12 protein-coding genes are annotated in these 12,921 nt (G+C 67.6%); 9 read left to right on the forward strand and 3 right to left on the reverse strand.

Annotation, left to right across the window (positions count from 1 at the left end):
• Positions 1–209: 209 nt before the first annotated feature.
• Both B1790_RS27285 and B1790_RS27290 read right to left on the reverse strand, forming a co-directional pair.
• A complete protein-coding gene (locus B1790_RS27285; RefSeq protein ID WP_369832439.1) occupies positions 210–1,448 on the reverse strand; it encodes an FAD-dependent monooxygenase in 1,239 nt (412 codons plus the stop codon).
• Positions 1,445–2,362 (reverse strand): NADP-dependent oxidoreductase, encoded by a 918-nt coding sequence (locus B1790_RS27290; RefSeq protein WP_079926427.1) that lies wholly within the window; start codon positions 2,360–2,362, stop codon positions 1,445–1,447. The genes B1790_RS27285 and B1790_RS27290 overlap by 4 nt, the downstream gene beginning before the upstream one ends.
• A gap of 103 nt (positions 2,363–2,465) precedes the next feature.
• On the opposite strand from B1790_RS27290, the gene B1790_RS27295 reads away from it, so the two are divergent.
• From B1790_RS27295 to B1790_RS27320, 6 genes are all read left to right on the forward strand, one after another.
• On the forward strand, positions 2,466–3,275 hold the full coding sequence (locus tag B1790_RS27295) for a siderophore-interacting protein (RefSeq protein WP_079926428.1): 810 nt from the start codon (positions 2,466–2,468) through the stop codon (positions 3,273–3,275).
• A 3-nt stretch (positions 3,276–3,278) separates the two neighbouring features.
• Complete coding sequence (locus B1790_RS35450) at positions 3,279–4,322, forward strand: iron chelate uptake ABC transporter family permease subunit (RefSeq protein WP_079926429.1); 1,044 nt, start codon at positions 3,279–3,281, stop codon at positions 4,320–4,322.
• Complete coding sequence (locus B1790_RS27305; protein WP_079926430.1) at positions 4,319–5,377, forward strand: iron chelate uptake ABC transporter family permease subunit; 1,059 nt, start codon at positions 4,319–4,321, stop codon at positions 5,375–5,377. The genes B1790_RS35450 and B1790_RS27305 overlap by 4 nt, the downstream gene beginning before the upstream one ends.
• A 13-nt stretch (positions 5,378–5,390) precedes the next feature.
• The gene (locus B1790_RS27310; protein WP_079926431.1) at positions 5,391–6,218 is read left to right on the forward strand and encodes an ABC transporter ATP-binding protein; all 828 of its coding nucleotides are present in this window, start codon (positions 5,391–5,393) and stop codon (positions 6,216–6,218) included.
• Between the two features lie 123 nt (positions 6,219–6,341).
• Positions 6,342–6,749, forward strand: a complete 408-nt coding sequence (gene panD, locus B1790_RS27315; RefSeq protein ID WP_079926463.1) for an aspartate 1-decarboxylase — start codon at positions 6,342–6,344, stop codon at positions 6,747–6,749.
• Positions 6,749–8,086, forward strand: a complete 1,338-nt coding sequence (locus B1790_RS27320) for a lysine N(6)-hydroxylase/L-ornithine N(5)-oxygenase family protein (RefSeq protein WP_233165338.1) — start codon at positions 6,749–6,751, stop codon at positions 8,084–8,086. Before panD ends, B1790_RS27320 begins: the two co-directional genes overlap by 1 nt.
• Here B1790_RS27320 and B1790_RS27325 read toward each other — a convergent pair.
• The gene (locus B1790_RS27325) at positions 8,083–9,027 is read right to left on the reverse strand and encodes a methionyl-tRNA formyltransferase (protein ID WP_079926432.1); all 945 of its coding nucleotides are present in this window, start codon (positions 9,025–9,027) and stop codon (positions 8,083–8,085) included. The two genes, B1790_RS27320 and B1790_RS27325, sit on opposite strands and share 4 nt — an antisense overlap.
• Positions 9,028–9,154: 127 nt before the next feature.
• On the opposite strand from B1790_RS27325, the gene B1790_RS27330 reads away from it, so the two are divergent.
• From B1790_RS27330 to B1790_RS27340, 3 genes are read left to right on the forward strand one after another with little or no spacing between them, the layout of a single operon-like run.
• On the forward strand, positions 9,155–9,403 hold the full coding sequence (locus B1790_RS27330; protein ID WP_079926433.1) for an MbtH family protein: 249 nt from the start codon (positions 9,155–9,157) through the stop codon (positions 9,401–9,403).
• A complete protein-coding gene (locus B1790_RS27335) occupies positions 9,397–11,139 on the forward strand; it encodes an ABC transporter ATP-binding protein (protein ID WP_255407309.1) in 1,743 nt (580 codons plus the stop codon). Before B1790_RS27330 ends, B1790_RS27335 begins: the two co-directional genes overlap by 7 nt.
• Positions 11,136–12,920, forward strand: a complete 1,785-nt coding sequence (locus B1790_RS27340) for an ABC transporter ATP-binding protein (protein WP_079926435.1) — start codon at positions 11,136–11,138, stop codon at positions 12,918–12,920. Before B1790_RS27335 ends, B1790_RS27340 begins: the two co-directional genes overlap by 4 nt.
• The last annotated feature ends 1 nt before the right edge of the window (position 12,921 follow it).

Genomic DNA, 12,921 nt, shown 5'->3' on the forward strand with positions numbered 1-12,921 from the left:
GAGGCGGGCACTCGCACTCCCCGACGGGGAGCTTCCCTGGTGAACGTCCCGCTGAGCGGCCGTGACACCTGAGGCGAAGGTGGCACAAGGGATTTGACCACCGCGCGAGCGTTCGTAAACTCCGACGTCCACCCGGCGTTTCGCCCGCAGACGCGCCCGCTCGCGCCGAGAGGGGAGGGGGGAGGGGCCTAGGGCGGGGTGCCGCCGGGTCAGGACGTCTGGTAGTCCGGCAAGGTGGGCTCGGCATCGACCGAGGACGATCCCAGCCGCGACGTCAGTGCGCGCGCGGGAGCGCTCGCCGCCACCCTCACCGCGGCGCGGAATACTTGTACGCCCAGTCGGCTCGTCGGGTTGGCGATCCTGGGCACCCCCGGCGGCAGCTTCTGCGCTTCGTCGACGAACGGCCGCATCTCGCGCTCGTAGGACGCGAAGGCCTCGACGTGGTCGGTGTTGGCGCCGACCGCTCCCGCCAGGAGATAGGCGCCGGCGATGGCAAGGCTGGTGCCCATGCCGCTAACTGGGGTCGCGCAGTAGGCGGCGTCACCGGCCACCGCCACGCGGCCCCGTGACCACGAGGGCAGCCGAACCTGGGCGATCCTGTCGAGATACAGGCTCGACGGATCGTCGGCCAGTGCGTCGAGGATGCGCGGCGCGGCGTTGCCCACGTCGGCGAACACCTCCCGTAGCCGCCGCACTTGACCTTCGCGATCCTGGTAGTCCAAACCCGTTGGCGGACCAGGGAAGTTGAGGCTGGCCCTGGTGGTGCCGACATTGTCGGGGCGAAGCTGAACGGAGCGTCCGCCGGTGGTGGTGTACCAGCGCCACCACCGGTCGTCGTCGGCGGCTCTCGGGATGGTGCAGTACGCGGTGTAGAAACCGAGGTCGCGATAGTCCGGTTCGGCGCCGAAGACCATGTTCCGCGTCGTCGAGCGGATGCCCTCGGCCACGATCAGCAGATCGAAGCGGCGAGTGCCCGCCCCGGCGAATGCGACGTCCACTCCGCCCTGATCCTGGGCGACTGACACTATGCGCTCACCGAAGAGGTACTCCACGTCGCCGGCTTCATCGACGAGCAGGCGCGACAGCTCGCTTCGCAGAATCTCCAGCTCCGCGGTGGGGCCGTCCCCGGTGGCGGAGTCGCCGACCGGAAACTCGCCAAGGGAGCGACCTAGGTCGTCGACGAAGCGCAGACCAACCTCGCCGGTGCCCGACGCCCGCACCCGATCCTCGAGGCCCATCCGCCTCAACACCTCGCGACCGATCCCACGCACGTCGACGTTCTGGCCACTGTCACGCAGCTGCGGGGCGCGTTCGATGAGCGTCGGCGAAAGGCCGTGTCGTTTCAGCCAATACGCAAGCACGGGTCCCGCGATGCCAGCTCCGCTGATCAGAACGGTTCGTCCGGTGATGGGGGCTCCTGGGGTGGAAGGTGGGCCCAGTCTACTCAGCTGACCGCGACGACCACTTTGCCTCTGGCATGGCCGATTTCGACGGCGGCCACGGCGTCGGCGGCCTCGTCGAGCGGCCGGACGTCCTCCACGTGCGGGTCGAGCTTGCCGTCCGCGACGAGGCCCGCCACGATCTCGAGAACGCGGCTGGTGCGGTCCCGCTCGACCACGTGACCGCCGAGCTCGTCGACGGAGAAGTCGCCTGCGCTGATGAGTTTGGTCTTGTCCGAGACGAGTTCGGCAACGGCACGGAGCGCGTCGCCCCCGGCCAGGTCGAGGATGGCGTCGACGCCGTCGGGCAGGATCTGCCGAATCCGATCGGCGACGCCGTCGCCCGACGGAATCAGGGTGGCGCCGAGGGTTTCCACCATGGCGCGCTTGTCTTCGCTGCCCGTGCCGAGGACGTTCATGCCGAGATCCCTGGCGATCTGTGCGGCCGCAACTCCGACGCCACCACCGATGCCGTTGATCAGCAGGGTTTGACCCTCCTCGAGGCCGAGCTGCGTCACGCCGTCGTAGGCGGTGGCAGCGGCGACGGGAAGGGTCGCGGCGTCGTTGAACGACACCTGCGGCGGTTTGCGCGCCGCGGCCCCGGCGGTCACTAGGGTGTACTCGGCGAAGGCGCCGGAACCGGGCGCAACGGAGCCGAAGATCTCGTCGTTTTCGGCAAAGCCGTCGACGTCCTTGCCAACGCCGCGGACGACACCGGACACCTCGCTGCCCAAGACCGCGGGTAGATCACCCTCGCTTGCATTGCCGAACATGCCGGAGCGGATCTTCCAGTCGACGGGATTCACCCCGGCGGCTCGGACTTCGACCAGCAGTTCGCCGGGCATCGGCGTTGGCATGTCGAGATCGAGAAACTCTTGAACCTCGGGTCCACCATTGCTGCGGTATCCAAATGCTTTGACCATTGACGAGGCGTACCCGGTGGTCGTGGGCAGGTAAACCGCACCCCGGACGTGAGGTCGCGGTGCGAATGCTCATTAGGTTAGCCTGCACTGCGTGGATGACGACATGGGCTCGGTGGAGGCATTCGTCGCCGAGGTGGTCGACGCCGGGCCCCGGATGCGGCGCGTGATCTTCGACGTTCCGCAGATGGCCCAGCTGACCTTGCCAGGGGCGGGCGACGAGGCAGTCGGCATCTACGTTCCCGACGACGACGAGGGGCGCAACTACACCGTCCGGAACCGCGGCCCCGGAGACAACCAGCTGACGTGCGACTTCGTCCTGCACGAGAGGGGCGTTGCCAGCGGCTGGGCGCGGCGGGCAACCGCCGGCGACCGCGTGATGCTGGACCATGCGCGCAGTTGGTACCGGCCGGAGGCCACCAGCGCCTGGCAACTGCTGATCGCCGATCTCTCAGGACTGCCCGCTCTGGCGCGCATCCTCGACGAGCTGCCCGACGGCACCGAGACCTCGGTCATCGTCGAGGTCGCCGAGGAGGCCGATCTCGAGTACCTGAACGTGCCGTCGAGAATCCCTGTGGTGACCTCGGTGGGGACCGGAAATGGTTACGCCGCAAGCCGTCTCACCGAGCTAGCGCAAGCCCACACTCATGCCGACGGCCGCGGCTACTGCTGGTTCGCCGGCGAGGCCCAAACCACCCGCGAGGTCCGCAAGTATCTGCGCGCCACCCACGGCTGGAGCGCCAACCAGTACGACATCGTCGGCTACTGGCGGTTCGACTCCGAGACCTGGGACCGCAAGTTCGAGGAGGTGAGCGACGAGATGATTGCCGTCTACGAGAAGGCGCTTGCCGATGGCAAGAGTGACAAGGTCGCCGCCGAGGAGTTCGACCTCGCGCTCGAGAGCATCGGGCTCTAGCAGTTGAACGTCGCCGAGCTCGACCAGGAAACCCCCGCCGACCACGCGTCGGAGGGTCGACGCCACGCCGTCGGTCTGCTGGGCGCCGCGGTCGTCCTGGCCCTCACCTGTGTGCTCAGCCTCGCGATCGGCACCGAGAACGTGAGCCTGTCCACGGTGTGGCACGCGGTCGTCGACTACACCGACACCGGCAACGAGTGGATCGTGCACGAGCTGCGGATCCCGCGCACCCTTCTTGGCATCGTCGTCGGAATCGCCCTGGGACTCAGTGGGGCCCTGATCCAGGGTGTGACGCGAAACCCGTTGGCCGACGCGCAGATCCTTGGCATCAACTCCGGTGCTGGGCTGTTCGTCGTCGCTGCCATCGCCTTCCTTGGGCTCCGCTCCGTGTGGTCGTACGTGTGGTTCGCCTTCGTCGGAGCCTTCGTCGCGATGGCGTTGGTGTATCTGATCGGCATGACTGGGCGCGCCGTCGCCACCCCGGTCCGGATGCTGCTGGCCGGCGTCGCGGCGGGCGCCGTGATGGAGGGCCTCTCCTACGGCATCCGGCTGCGCAACCCGCGGGCGTTCGACTCGATGCGGTACTGGGACGCCGGCGCGTTGGACGGTCACACGCTCGCCGTCGTCGCCGCGGTCGCCCCATTCGTCGTGCTTGGGGCGGGGATGTGCCTCTACGTCAGCCGGGGACTGAACGCCGTCGCGCTTGGCGACGAGTTGGCCGTTGCCATGGGCGGCAACGTCGTTCGAACCCGCGTGGTCGGGTTGCTCGCCGTCACGCTGCTGGCGGGTGCCGCCACCGCGGGTGCTGGACCGATCGGATTCGTCGGCCTGATGGTGCCGCACGCGGTGCGGTGGTTCACCGGTCCGGACTGGCGATGGATCTGCGCCTACTCGGTCTTCCTCGCGCCTGCGCTGTTGCTCACCGCCGACGTCGTCGGCAGGGTGGTCGTCAAACCGGGGGAGCTGCCTGCCGGAATCGTGACGGCCTTCGTCGGCGCCCCAGTTCTGATCTGGCTGGTGCGGCGCAGAGACGCGGCGGCCCTGTGAGCCGTCTCGACACGGTCGACTTCGGTCACCGTCAGTTGATCGTCCGCCGTGAGCCGGGTCTCGCGCTGCGGGCAGCGTGGCGCAGCGTCGTGGTGCTGTCCATCCTCGGGGTGGCCGCCATGGTGCTGGCCGTGCTTGCCCTCGGCGTCGGGCAGTATCCCGTGCCGCCAGGGCAGGTGGTCGCCATCCTGCTCGGCCAGGACACGTCGTTTGCGAGCGTGCTGGTTCTTGAGTGGCGAATGCCGCGAATCCTGTTGGCGCTGTTGATCGGTGCGGCGCTCGGCGTCTCGGGCGCGATCTTTCAAGCGCTGACCCGCAACCCCCTTGGCAGCCCCGACGTGATCGGCTTCGACTTCGGCGCCTACACCGGCGCCCTGATCGCCATCGCGGCACTGGGCGGCGGCTACTACACGACCTCGATCAGCGCGGTCATCGGTGGCCTCGCCACGGCCGTCGTCGTCTACCTGCTGTCGTACAAGAACGGTCTGGCAGGCTTCCGGCTGATCATCGTCGGGATCGCGGTCAGTGCGGTTCTCAGCTCGGTCTGTCAGTGGATAATCTTGAAGATCCGCCTCCACCAGGCGATTACGGCGTCGGTCTGGCAGCAGGGGTCGCTCAACGGTCTGGAGTGGGCGCAGGTCTATCCCGTCCTCGGCGGTCTGGCGGTCGGTGCCGTGCTGCTGATGGTCGTCGGGCCGCAGCTCCCGATTCTGCAGATGGGCGACGACGCGGCCGGCGCACTCGGGATCCGTCCCGGCCGGGTCCGTTTGGCCTACTTCGGGATTGGTGTTCTGTTGATCGCGGTGGCCGCCGCGGCGGCGGGACCGATATCGTTCGTGGCGCTGGCGGCACCTCAGCTGGCGCGGCGCCTCACCGGCGCCCCCGGGGTCGGACTGATGTCGGCCGCCGCGATGGGCGCCTTCTTGTTGTTGGGCAGCGATCTGATCGCGTTGAAGATCTTCGCGCCAACGGAGTTGCCGGTGGGCGCGGTGACCGTGACCCTGGGTGGGCTGTACCTCGTCTACCTTCTCGTCGTCCAGGCTCGTCGTCGATAGGAAGGGGGACGCCATGACCGATGACGTACGTCTCGGTGCTCGTGATTTGTCGCTCGGCTACGGTGCGACACCGATCGTCGAGGGTCTGACGGTCGACGTCGCCCCGGGGGCCGTCACCGCGATCGTCGGGCCGAACGCCTGCGGCAAGTCGACTCTGCTGCGCGGGCTGGCCCGGCTGATGAGTCCTGCTGCGGGGCAGGTGATCCTCGACGGATCGGACATCAGTCGACTGCGGACAAAGGATGTCGCCAAGAGGCTTGGCTTGTTGCCGCAGTCGTCGATCGCCCCCGAGGGCATCACGGTGGCCGACCTGGTGACGCGCGGGCGATTTCCCCATCAGACGATGCTGCGGCAGTTCAGCCGCGCCGATCAGCAGGCCGTCGCCGACGCGATGGCGGCCACCGGCGTGACGGCGATAGCCGGGCGCCCCGTCGACCAGTTGTCCGGCGGCCAACGCCAACGGGTGTGGATCGCGATGGTCCTGGCTCAGCAGACACCGCTGATCCTGCTCGACGAGCCGACCACGTTCCTGGACATCGCCCACCAGATCGAACTGCTTGACCTCTTCGCCGATCTGAACGCCGAGCAGGGCTGCACCATCGTGGCGGTCCTGCACGACCTGAACCACGCCTGCCGATTCGCCGACCAGATCATCGCCATGAAGGCGGGAGCCATTGTGGCTCAGGGCAACCCGGCCGACGTCATCACCGCGACCCTGGTCGAGGAAGTGTACGGACTGGAGTGTCAGGTGATCGACGACCCCGAGACGGGGACACCGCTGGTCATTCCGCGGGCGTCCAGTCGACTGCGCGCCAGGAGGCAGGACCCGATGCGCCGTTGACCGCCCGGACCCTCCAGGGGTGGACCTGAGCCTGTGAACGTTCTAAGGTTAGGGTAACCTCTCTAACGGCCAACTGTCGACGCGTTGGCCGCCACGGACGTCAACAACGCTGGAGGGCAAGCAATGCTCCGAACCATGCTGGGGGGCAAGGTGCATCGCGCCACCGTCACCCAGGCCGACCTGCACTACGTGGGGTCGATCACCATCGACCAGGACCTCATGCGAGCCGCGGACATCCTGGAGGGTGAACAGGTCGACGTCGTCGACGTCACCAACGGGGCGCGGATCACGACGTATGCGATCACCGGCGCGCCCGGATCTGGAGTCATCGGAATCAACGGTGCCGCAGCCCATTTGATCAACCCGGGCGACTTGGTCATCATCATGTCGTTCCAGCAGCTCGACGAGAGCGAGGTGTCGCGCCACGCGCCACGCGTCGTCCACGTCGACGACCGCAACCGAATCGTCGCCCTCGGCGCAGATCCGGCTCAGCCGGTTCCCGGCGCGGTCGACCAGCTGGCGAGCCGGTGATGACCTTGACCATGAACGGAAGTCACCGAGCACGCACCGACGACGACGTCCTCGGTGTCGTCGGAGTCGGTTTCGGGCCGTCGAATCTCGGCTTGGCCATCGCCGTCGAGGAGTACAACGAAACGTGCGGCGACGGACAGACGATCACCGCCGAGTTCGTCGAATCCAAGGCCGAATTTGGTTGGCACACCGGTATGTTGATCCCGGGCACGACGATGCAGATCTCGTTCCTGAAGGATCTGGCTAGTCAGCGCAACGTGCGGAGCCGCTACACCTTTCTGAGCTATCTGACCGAACGCGGCAGGCTCAACGAGTTCATCAACCACCAGACGTTCTTCCCAACGCGTCTGGAATTCCACGACTACCTGGAGTGGGCGGCCACCCGGGTCGCCGCAAAGGTGCACTACGGCACCAGGGCGGTCGCCGTCCGCGACGAGGGTGACTGCCTGGCCGTCGACCTCGAAGGCGCCGCCAGCGGGACGCTGCGCGCGCGTGCGGTGGTCCTGGCCGGCGGGCTCCGGCCACAGCTGCCGGGTGGCGTCACCGAGACGCCCCGGCAGTTCCACAACCACGAGGTGCTCGACAAGCTCAAGAAGCTGCCGTCGGTCACGCACCGGCGCTTCGTCGTCGTGGGAGCCGGCCAGAGCGCCGCAGAGGTCACCGACTACCTGCACACGACCTACCCGGACGCCGAGGTGCACGGGGTGTTCGCGAAGTACGGGTACAGCCCAGCCGACGACAGTCCCTATGCCAACCGGGTTTTCGATCCCGCGGCGGTCGACGACTTCTACACCGCCGAGCCGACGGTGCGTCAACGGCTGCTCGACTACCACCGCGCCACCAACTACTCGTGCGTCGACCTTCCGCTGATCGAAGCGCTCTACGCGCGGGAGTACGCCGAGCGGGTGGCGGGCAATCGTCGGCTGTTCTTCCGCGGTGCCTCGGGCATCACGTCGGCCACCGAGGACGAGCGTGGGGTACGCGTGGTCGTCGAGCATCACCCGACGAAGACGCTCGAGACGCTCGACTGTGATGCGGTGGTCTACGCCACCGGCTTCGCTCCGATGTCCCTACCGGACATCCTTGGCGATCTATGCGACCCGAAGGTGTTCGCCGCCGACGGACCCGGTGTGGAGCGCGACTACCGACTGCGGACGGCGCGCGACGTGTCGGGAGCCATCTACCTGCAGGGCGGCACCGAGCACACGCACGGTCTCAGCTCCTCGTTGATCTCCAACATCGCCGTGCGCTGCGGTGAAATCGTCGAATCCATCGCCAACGACCCGGTTTTCGGGCCGTCGCGGCGACGCACCGTCGGCTCCTCCTCGACCAGCTAGGGCTGGTCGGTGAGGTAGCCGCCGCCGCGCCCGAAGAACTCCAGCGCGGGCAACTCGGTGCCGTCGTCGAGGCGAACAGCCTCGACGACGAGCCCGGGTGCATCACCTCGGTGCGCGTTCGGCCCCGCGACGATGACCATCCCGTCACCCTCGGCGATGAACACCCGGCCCGGGGTACCGCCGTAGCAGCACCGCGACACCGAGGCACGCAGAATGCGGATCCGCTGGCCCCGCCAGTACGTGACGGCGTTCGGGTAGGGATCGGATAGCGCGCGGACGAAACGGTCCAAGTCCTCTGCGGTCCAACGCCAGTCGACGATGCTGTCCCTTGCGGACCGCTTGTGGAAGAAGGTGCGCTCGTCGAGGTTCTGGGGTGTCCAGGTGGCGGTGCCCTGCTCGATGAGGTCCAGCGATTCGATCAGTACGTCGGGGATGAGCTCGATGGTGGCGCGCACCAGGGAGGTCCCGGTGTCCTTGGGTCCGATCGGAATGGACCGCTGGAGCACGATGTCGCCGGTGTCGAGCTCGTCGTCCATGCGGTGAGCCGTCAGCCCCACTTCCGTTGCGCCGCTGATCATCGCCCAAATGACCGGGGAGAATCCGGTGAACTTCGGAAGCAGGGAATCGTGCAGGTTCAGGGTGCCGTGCGGCGGCAGGTCGAACAGCTCCCTCGGCAACCAGGTGCGCCAGTTGTTGGCGACGATGATGTCTGGCTTCGCGGCCGCGACGCGCTGAATCAGCTCGTCGTCGGGCCGTTGCGCCAAGTGCACCGGAATGCCGTGGTCGCGAGCCAGTTCTTCGACGGAATCCGCCCAAATCGACTCGTATGGCTGATCACTCGGTGGATGTGTGACCGCCAAGACGACGTCGTGACTCGACTTGACGAGCGCTTCCAGGGTCTTGTGGCCCCAGGTCTGGTACCCGAACGTTGCTACCCGCATGTGCCGCCTCCCGTATGTGCCTAGATTTGGCTAGCCTAACCTTTGATAGAGTTGCGTAGTTCAGGCGGGCGCGCCAAGAGTGCGCACAGCGCCGTGACGGTACCCAAGTCAGTATTGAGGAGAGCGCATGTCGGGCAATCCATTTGACGACGAGACGGCCAGCTTCTACGTCCTCGTCAACAGCGAGGACCAGCACTCGCTGTGGCCGACGTTCAAGCAAGTGCCGGGTGGCTGGACGATAGTGTTCGGCGCCGAGGGCGGGGCCAGCCGACAGGCCTGCCTCGACTACGTCGACGAGAACTGGACGGACATGCGTCCCAAGAGCCTGCAGCTACGGATGGCGGCAGCGTCGCCAGGGGCTGACTCGACATCGTAGACACGACCACGGATTCGTCGACGAAGGCTGAGGAAGCGCGAACGGGCAACGCGATCCTGCGACGAACCGTCACTCGCAATGCCCGGCTGCTCACCGTCGGATCCCTGCTGATCTGCGGTCATCAGCTGTGCGAGGCCATGGTTCCCGTGATGATCGGCGTCGTCATCGGCCGTGCCGTCGAGACCGGTGACGTCGGACAGCTGGTCGTGTGGATCGCGGTGCTCGCGGCGCTGTTCCTGCTGCTGACGTTCTGCTACCAGGCTGGCGCCAGGCATCTGATGCGCGCCATCGCGACCGAAGGCCACCAACTGCGGGTCGAGCTGTCGCTGCGGATCCTGCACCCCTTCCGCTTGCGCACCCCGCTGCGTAGCGGCGAATTGCTTTCGATCGCAGGCACCGATGCCGACGAGACGTCGTACCTGCTCGACTACGTCCCTCGGATTGCCGGTTCGATCACCGCGATCGTGGTCTGCGCCGGAGTGCTGCTCACCATCGACGTGCCGTTGGGCCTGGTCGTGCTGATCGGCACCCCGGTCATCCTGTACCTGTTGCACTTTGGCGGACCGGTGATCACCCGACGAGTAGCCGACCAACAGGAGCTCGCGGGCAAGGCGACCGCGATGTCGGCAGATTTGATCGCCGGATTGCGACCCCTGCGCGGCATCGGCGCCGAGGACGCCGCCGCGGACCGCTACCGCACGGTCAGCCAAGAGGCATTGGCAGCCACCATTCGGGCCACCCGTTCCCAAGGCGTGTACATCGGCGTCTCCACCGCCATGAGCTCACTGCTCGCCGTCGGAGTCGCGGTCACCGCAGGCTGGTTCGCGCTGCGTGGCGAGATATCCATCGGCGAGCTGATCACCGTGATCGGGTTGGCCCAGTTCCTTCTCGAACCGTTCAACACCATGGCCGAGGTGCCCAGCTGGGTCGCCGAGGCACGTGCGTCCGCCGTCCGCGTCGGCTGGGTGGAGGACGCCCCGGTCGCGTTGACCCCTGGGGCGACACGGCTCGATTCCGCGCCGTACTCGCTCGACGTCGTCGACGTCCGGCACGGGCCGCTCGACGGCACCAGCTTGTCGGTCGAGGCCGGAGCGATGGTTGGCGTGGTCGCCGCCCAGTCCGCCGACGCCGACGCCCTCGTCAAGGTGCTCTCTGGGCAACTGGTGCCGGGTGAGTACAGCGGGGAAGTGCGGGTGGGCGGGGTGAAACTCGAGGACCTCGACCTCGCGGAATCACACCGCGCGCTCCTGGTGGAGCCACACAAGACCGACCTCTTCACCGGATCCCTGCGGTCGAACCTGCTCACCGGAGACGACGTCGCCGACGGCCGTGAACTGGACGCAGCGCTGCGGTCGTCGTGTGCCGTCGACGTCGTCGAGGTGCACGGTGAGGGTCTCGACCACGGCGTCACCGAGCGCGGCGCGAGCCTGTCGGGCGGACAGCGTCAGCGGTTGACCCTCGCAAGAGCCCTGCTGCGGCGCGCGCCGGTCCTGGTCCTGCACGAACCGACGACCGCAGTCGACGCGGTCACCGAAAGCGCGGTGGCTCAGGGCATTACCGAGATGCGACACGGTGCGGAGACGCGGAACTTCACGACACTGGTCGTGACCTGCAGCCCCGCGCTGCTCGCGGCGACGGACAGGGTCGTTCTCATCGACGGAGGCCGGGTAGTGGCGACGGGATCACACGTGGAGCTCATGGAACGCCAGGACTACCAGCGGGCGGTGTTGCGATGACGACGGCCGTGGCTGAGCACGACATCCTTCCGGTGGCCACGGGTCGCGAGACGTGGACGTGGTTGCGTCGAGAGCTGAGGAGCCGCGCAGGCTCGGGGTTGCTGACGCTCGTCGTCGGTCTCGTCGCCGCCGCCACGGCGGTGCTGCCCGTGTACGTACTCGGCGTGCTCGTCGACCGGATCATCGACGGATCCCCGCCGTCGGTGATCGTCATGATCGCGGTCATCGTCACCACCGCCGCAGTGGTCGGCGGGTTGGCCAGCGGCCTGTCGAACTACTTCATCGGAAGGCTTGGCGCCATCGCGCTCGCCGATCTGCGGGAAGCCGGGGTCGAACGAGCGCTGTCGCTGCCGACGGCGACGGTGGAACGGGTCGGGCGAGGGGACGTGCTCTCCCGCGTCAGCACCGACGTCGCGACGATCGGCAAGGCCGTCACCGACGTCATCCCGACGATGTACGCGTCGATCCTGTTGGCCGCACTCTCGTTGGTCGCCATGGCCGGCCTGGACTGGCGTCTTGGACTGGCCGGTGCGATCGCCGTCCCGCTGTACGTGTTCGCGCTGCGCTGGTACCTGCCGCGGTCGGCACCCCGATACGCCGAGGAGCGACGGGCCATCGCCGAACGCTCACAGGTGTTGATGGAGAGCATGATTGGCTCGGCGACGGTCCACGCCTACGACATGCACGTCGAGCATCAGACCGCGATCGAGACCGCATCCGCGAAGGTCCGCGACATCTCCCTTGCCGTGTTCACCCTCTTCACGCGCTTCGTCGGACGCATCAACCGCGCCGAGTTCATCGGGTTGACCGTCATCTTGGTGACGGGATTCTGGCTGGTGAAGAATGGCGGCGGCACCGTCGGTCAGACGACGGCCGCGGCGCTGCTCTTCCATCGGCTTTTCGGCCCGATCAGCGAGCTGCTCTTCACCTTCGACGAGGCCCAGGACGCCGGCGCGAGCCTGGCGCGCCTGGTCGGGTTGGTGACCATGCCCCAGCAGACTGAGCGATCAACGGCCGCAGTCGGTTCCGAGCCGCGCGACAAATCCCTCGACCTGGAGGACCTGCACTACAGCTACGACGGTGAACACACCGTCGTGCACGGGGTCAGCATCCGGCTCGAGCCGGGACGGCGAGTGGCGCTGGTCGGTTCCACCGGTGCCGGCAAGTCGACGGTCGCCGGAATCGCCGCCGGCGCACTGACACCGCAGCGGGGCGTCGTGCGCGTCGGCGGCGTCGACGTGGCCGGTCTGACGCCCGAGCAGCGCCGTCGGCACATCGCAATCGTGAGCCAGGAGGTGCACGTCTTCGCGGGCGCGCTCGTCGACGATCTGCGGTTGGCGAAGGCCGACGCCACCGACGACCAGGTGCACGACGCGCTGCGCGCGGTCGGCGCCGACGAATGGGTCGCGGCGCTCGAGGACGGGCTCGACACCGTGGTCGGCGAAGGCGGCCACGAGCTGACATCGGCTCAGGCGCAACAACTTGCGCTGGCCCGCCTGATGCTCGCCGACCCCACCGTCGCGATCCTGGACGAAGCGACCGCCGAGGCGGGAAGCCAGGGTGCGCGAGAGTTGGAGCGTGCTGCCGCCGCGGTCACCGCGGGCCGCACCACCCTGATCATTGCGCACCGACTCACCCAGGCCGCGTCGGCGGACCGGGTGATCGTGATGGCCCACGGCAGGGTCGTCGAAGAGGGAAGCCACCATGACCTGGTCGCGGCGGGTGGGCGCTACGCCCAGCTGTGGCGCGCCTGGGCAGCAGATCATTCTCGCGGGGAGTAAG

It is taken from the genome of Mycobacterium sp. AT1, from assembly GCF_002043095.1.
GTDB lineage: Bacteria > Actinomycetota > Actinomycetes > Mycobacteriales > Mycobacteriaceae > Mycobacterium.

Bases quoted from the DNA above. Each gene is read 5' to 3' on its own strand.
- B1790_RS27340 (WP_079926435.1), top strand. From the start codon at position 11,136: ATGACGACGGCCGTGGCTGAGCACGACATCCTTCCGGTGGCCACGGGT.
- panD (WP_079926463.1), top strand. From the start codon at position 6,342: ATGCTCCGAACCATGCTGGGGGGCAAGGTGCATCGCGCCACCGTCACC.
- B1790_RS27295 (WP_079926428.1), top strand. From the start codon at position 2,466: ATGGGCTCGGTGGAGGCATTCGTCGCCGAGGTGGTCGACGCCGGGCCC.
- B1790_RS27320 (WP_233165338.1), top strand. From the start codon at position 6,749: ATGACCTTGACCATGAACGGAAGTCACCGAGCACGCACCGACGACGAC.
- B1790_RS27330 (WP_079926433.1), top strand. From the start codon at position 9,155: ATGTCGGGCAATCCATTTGACGACGAGACGGCCAGCTTCTACGTCCTC.
- B1790_RS27325 (WP_079926432.1), bottom strand. From the start codon at position 9,027: ATGCGGGTAGCAACGTTCGGGTACCAGACCTGGGGCCACAAGACCCTG.
- B1790_RS27310 (WP_079926431.1), top strand. From the start codon at position 5,391: ATGACCGATGACGTACGTCTCGGTGCTCGTGATTTGTCGCTCGGCTAC.
- B1790_RS27290 (WP_079926427.1), bottom strand. From the start codon at position 2,362: ATGGTCAAAGCATTTGGATACCGCAGCAATGGTGGACCCGAGGTTCAA.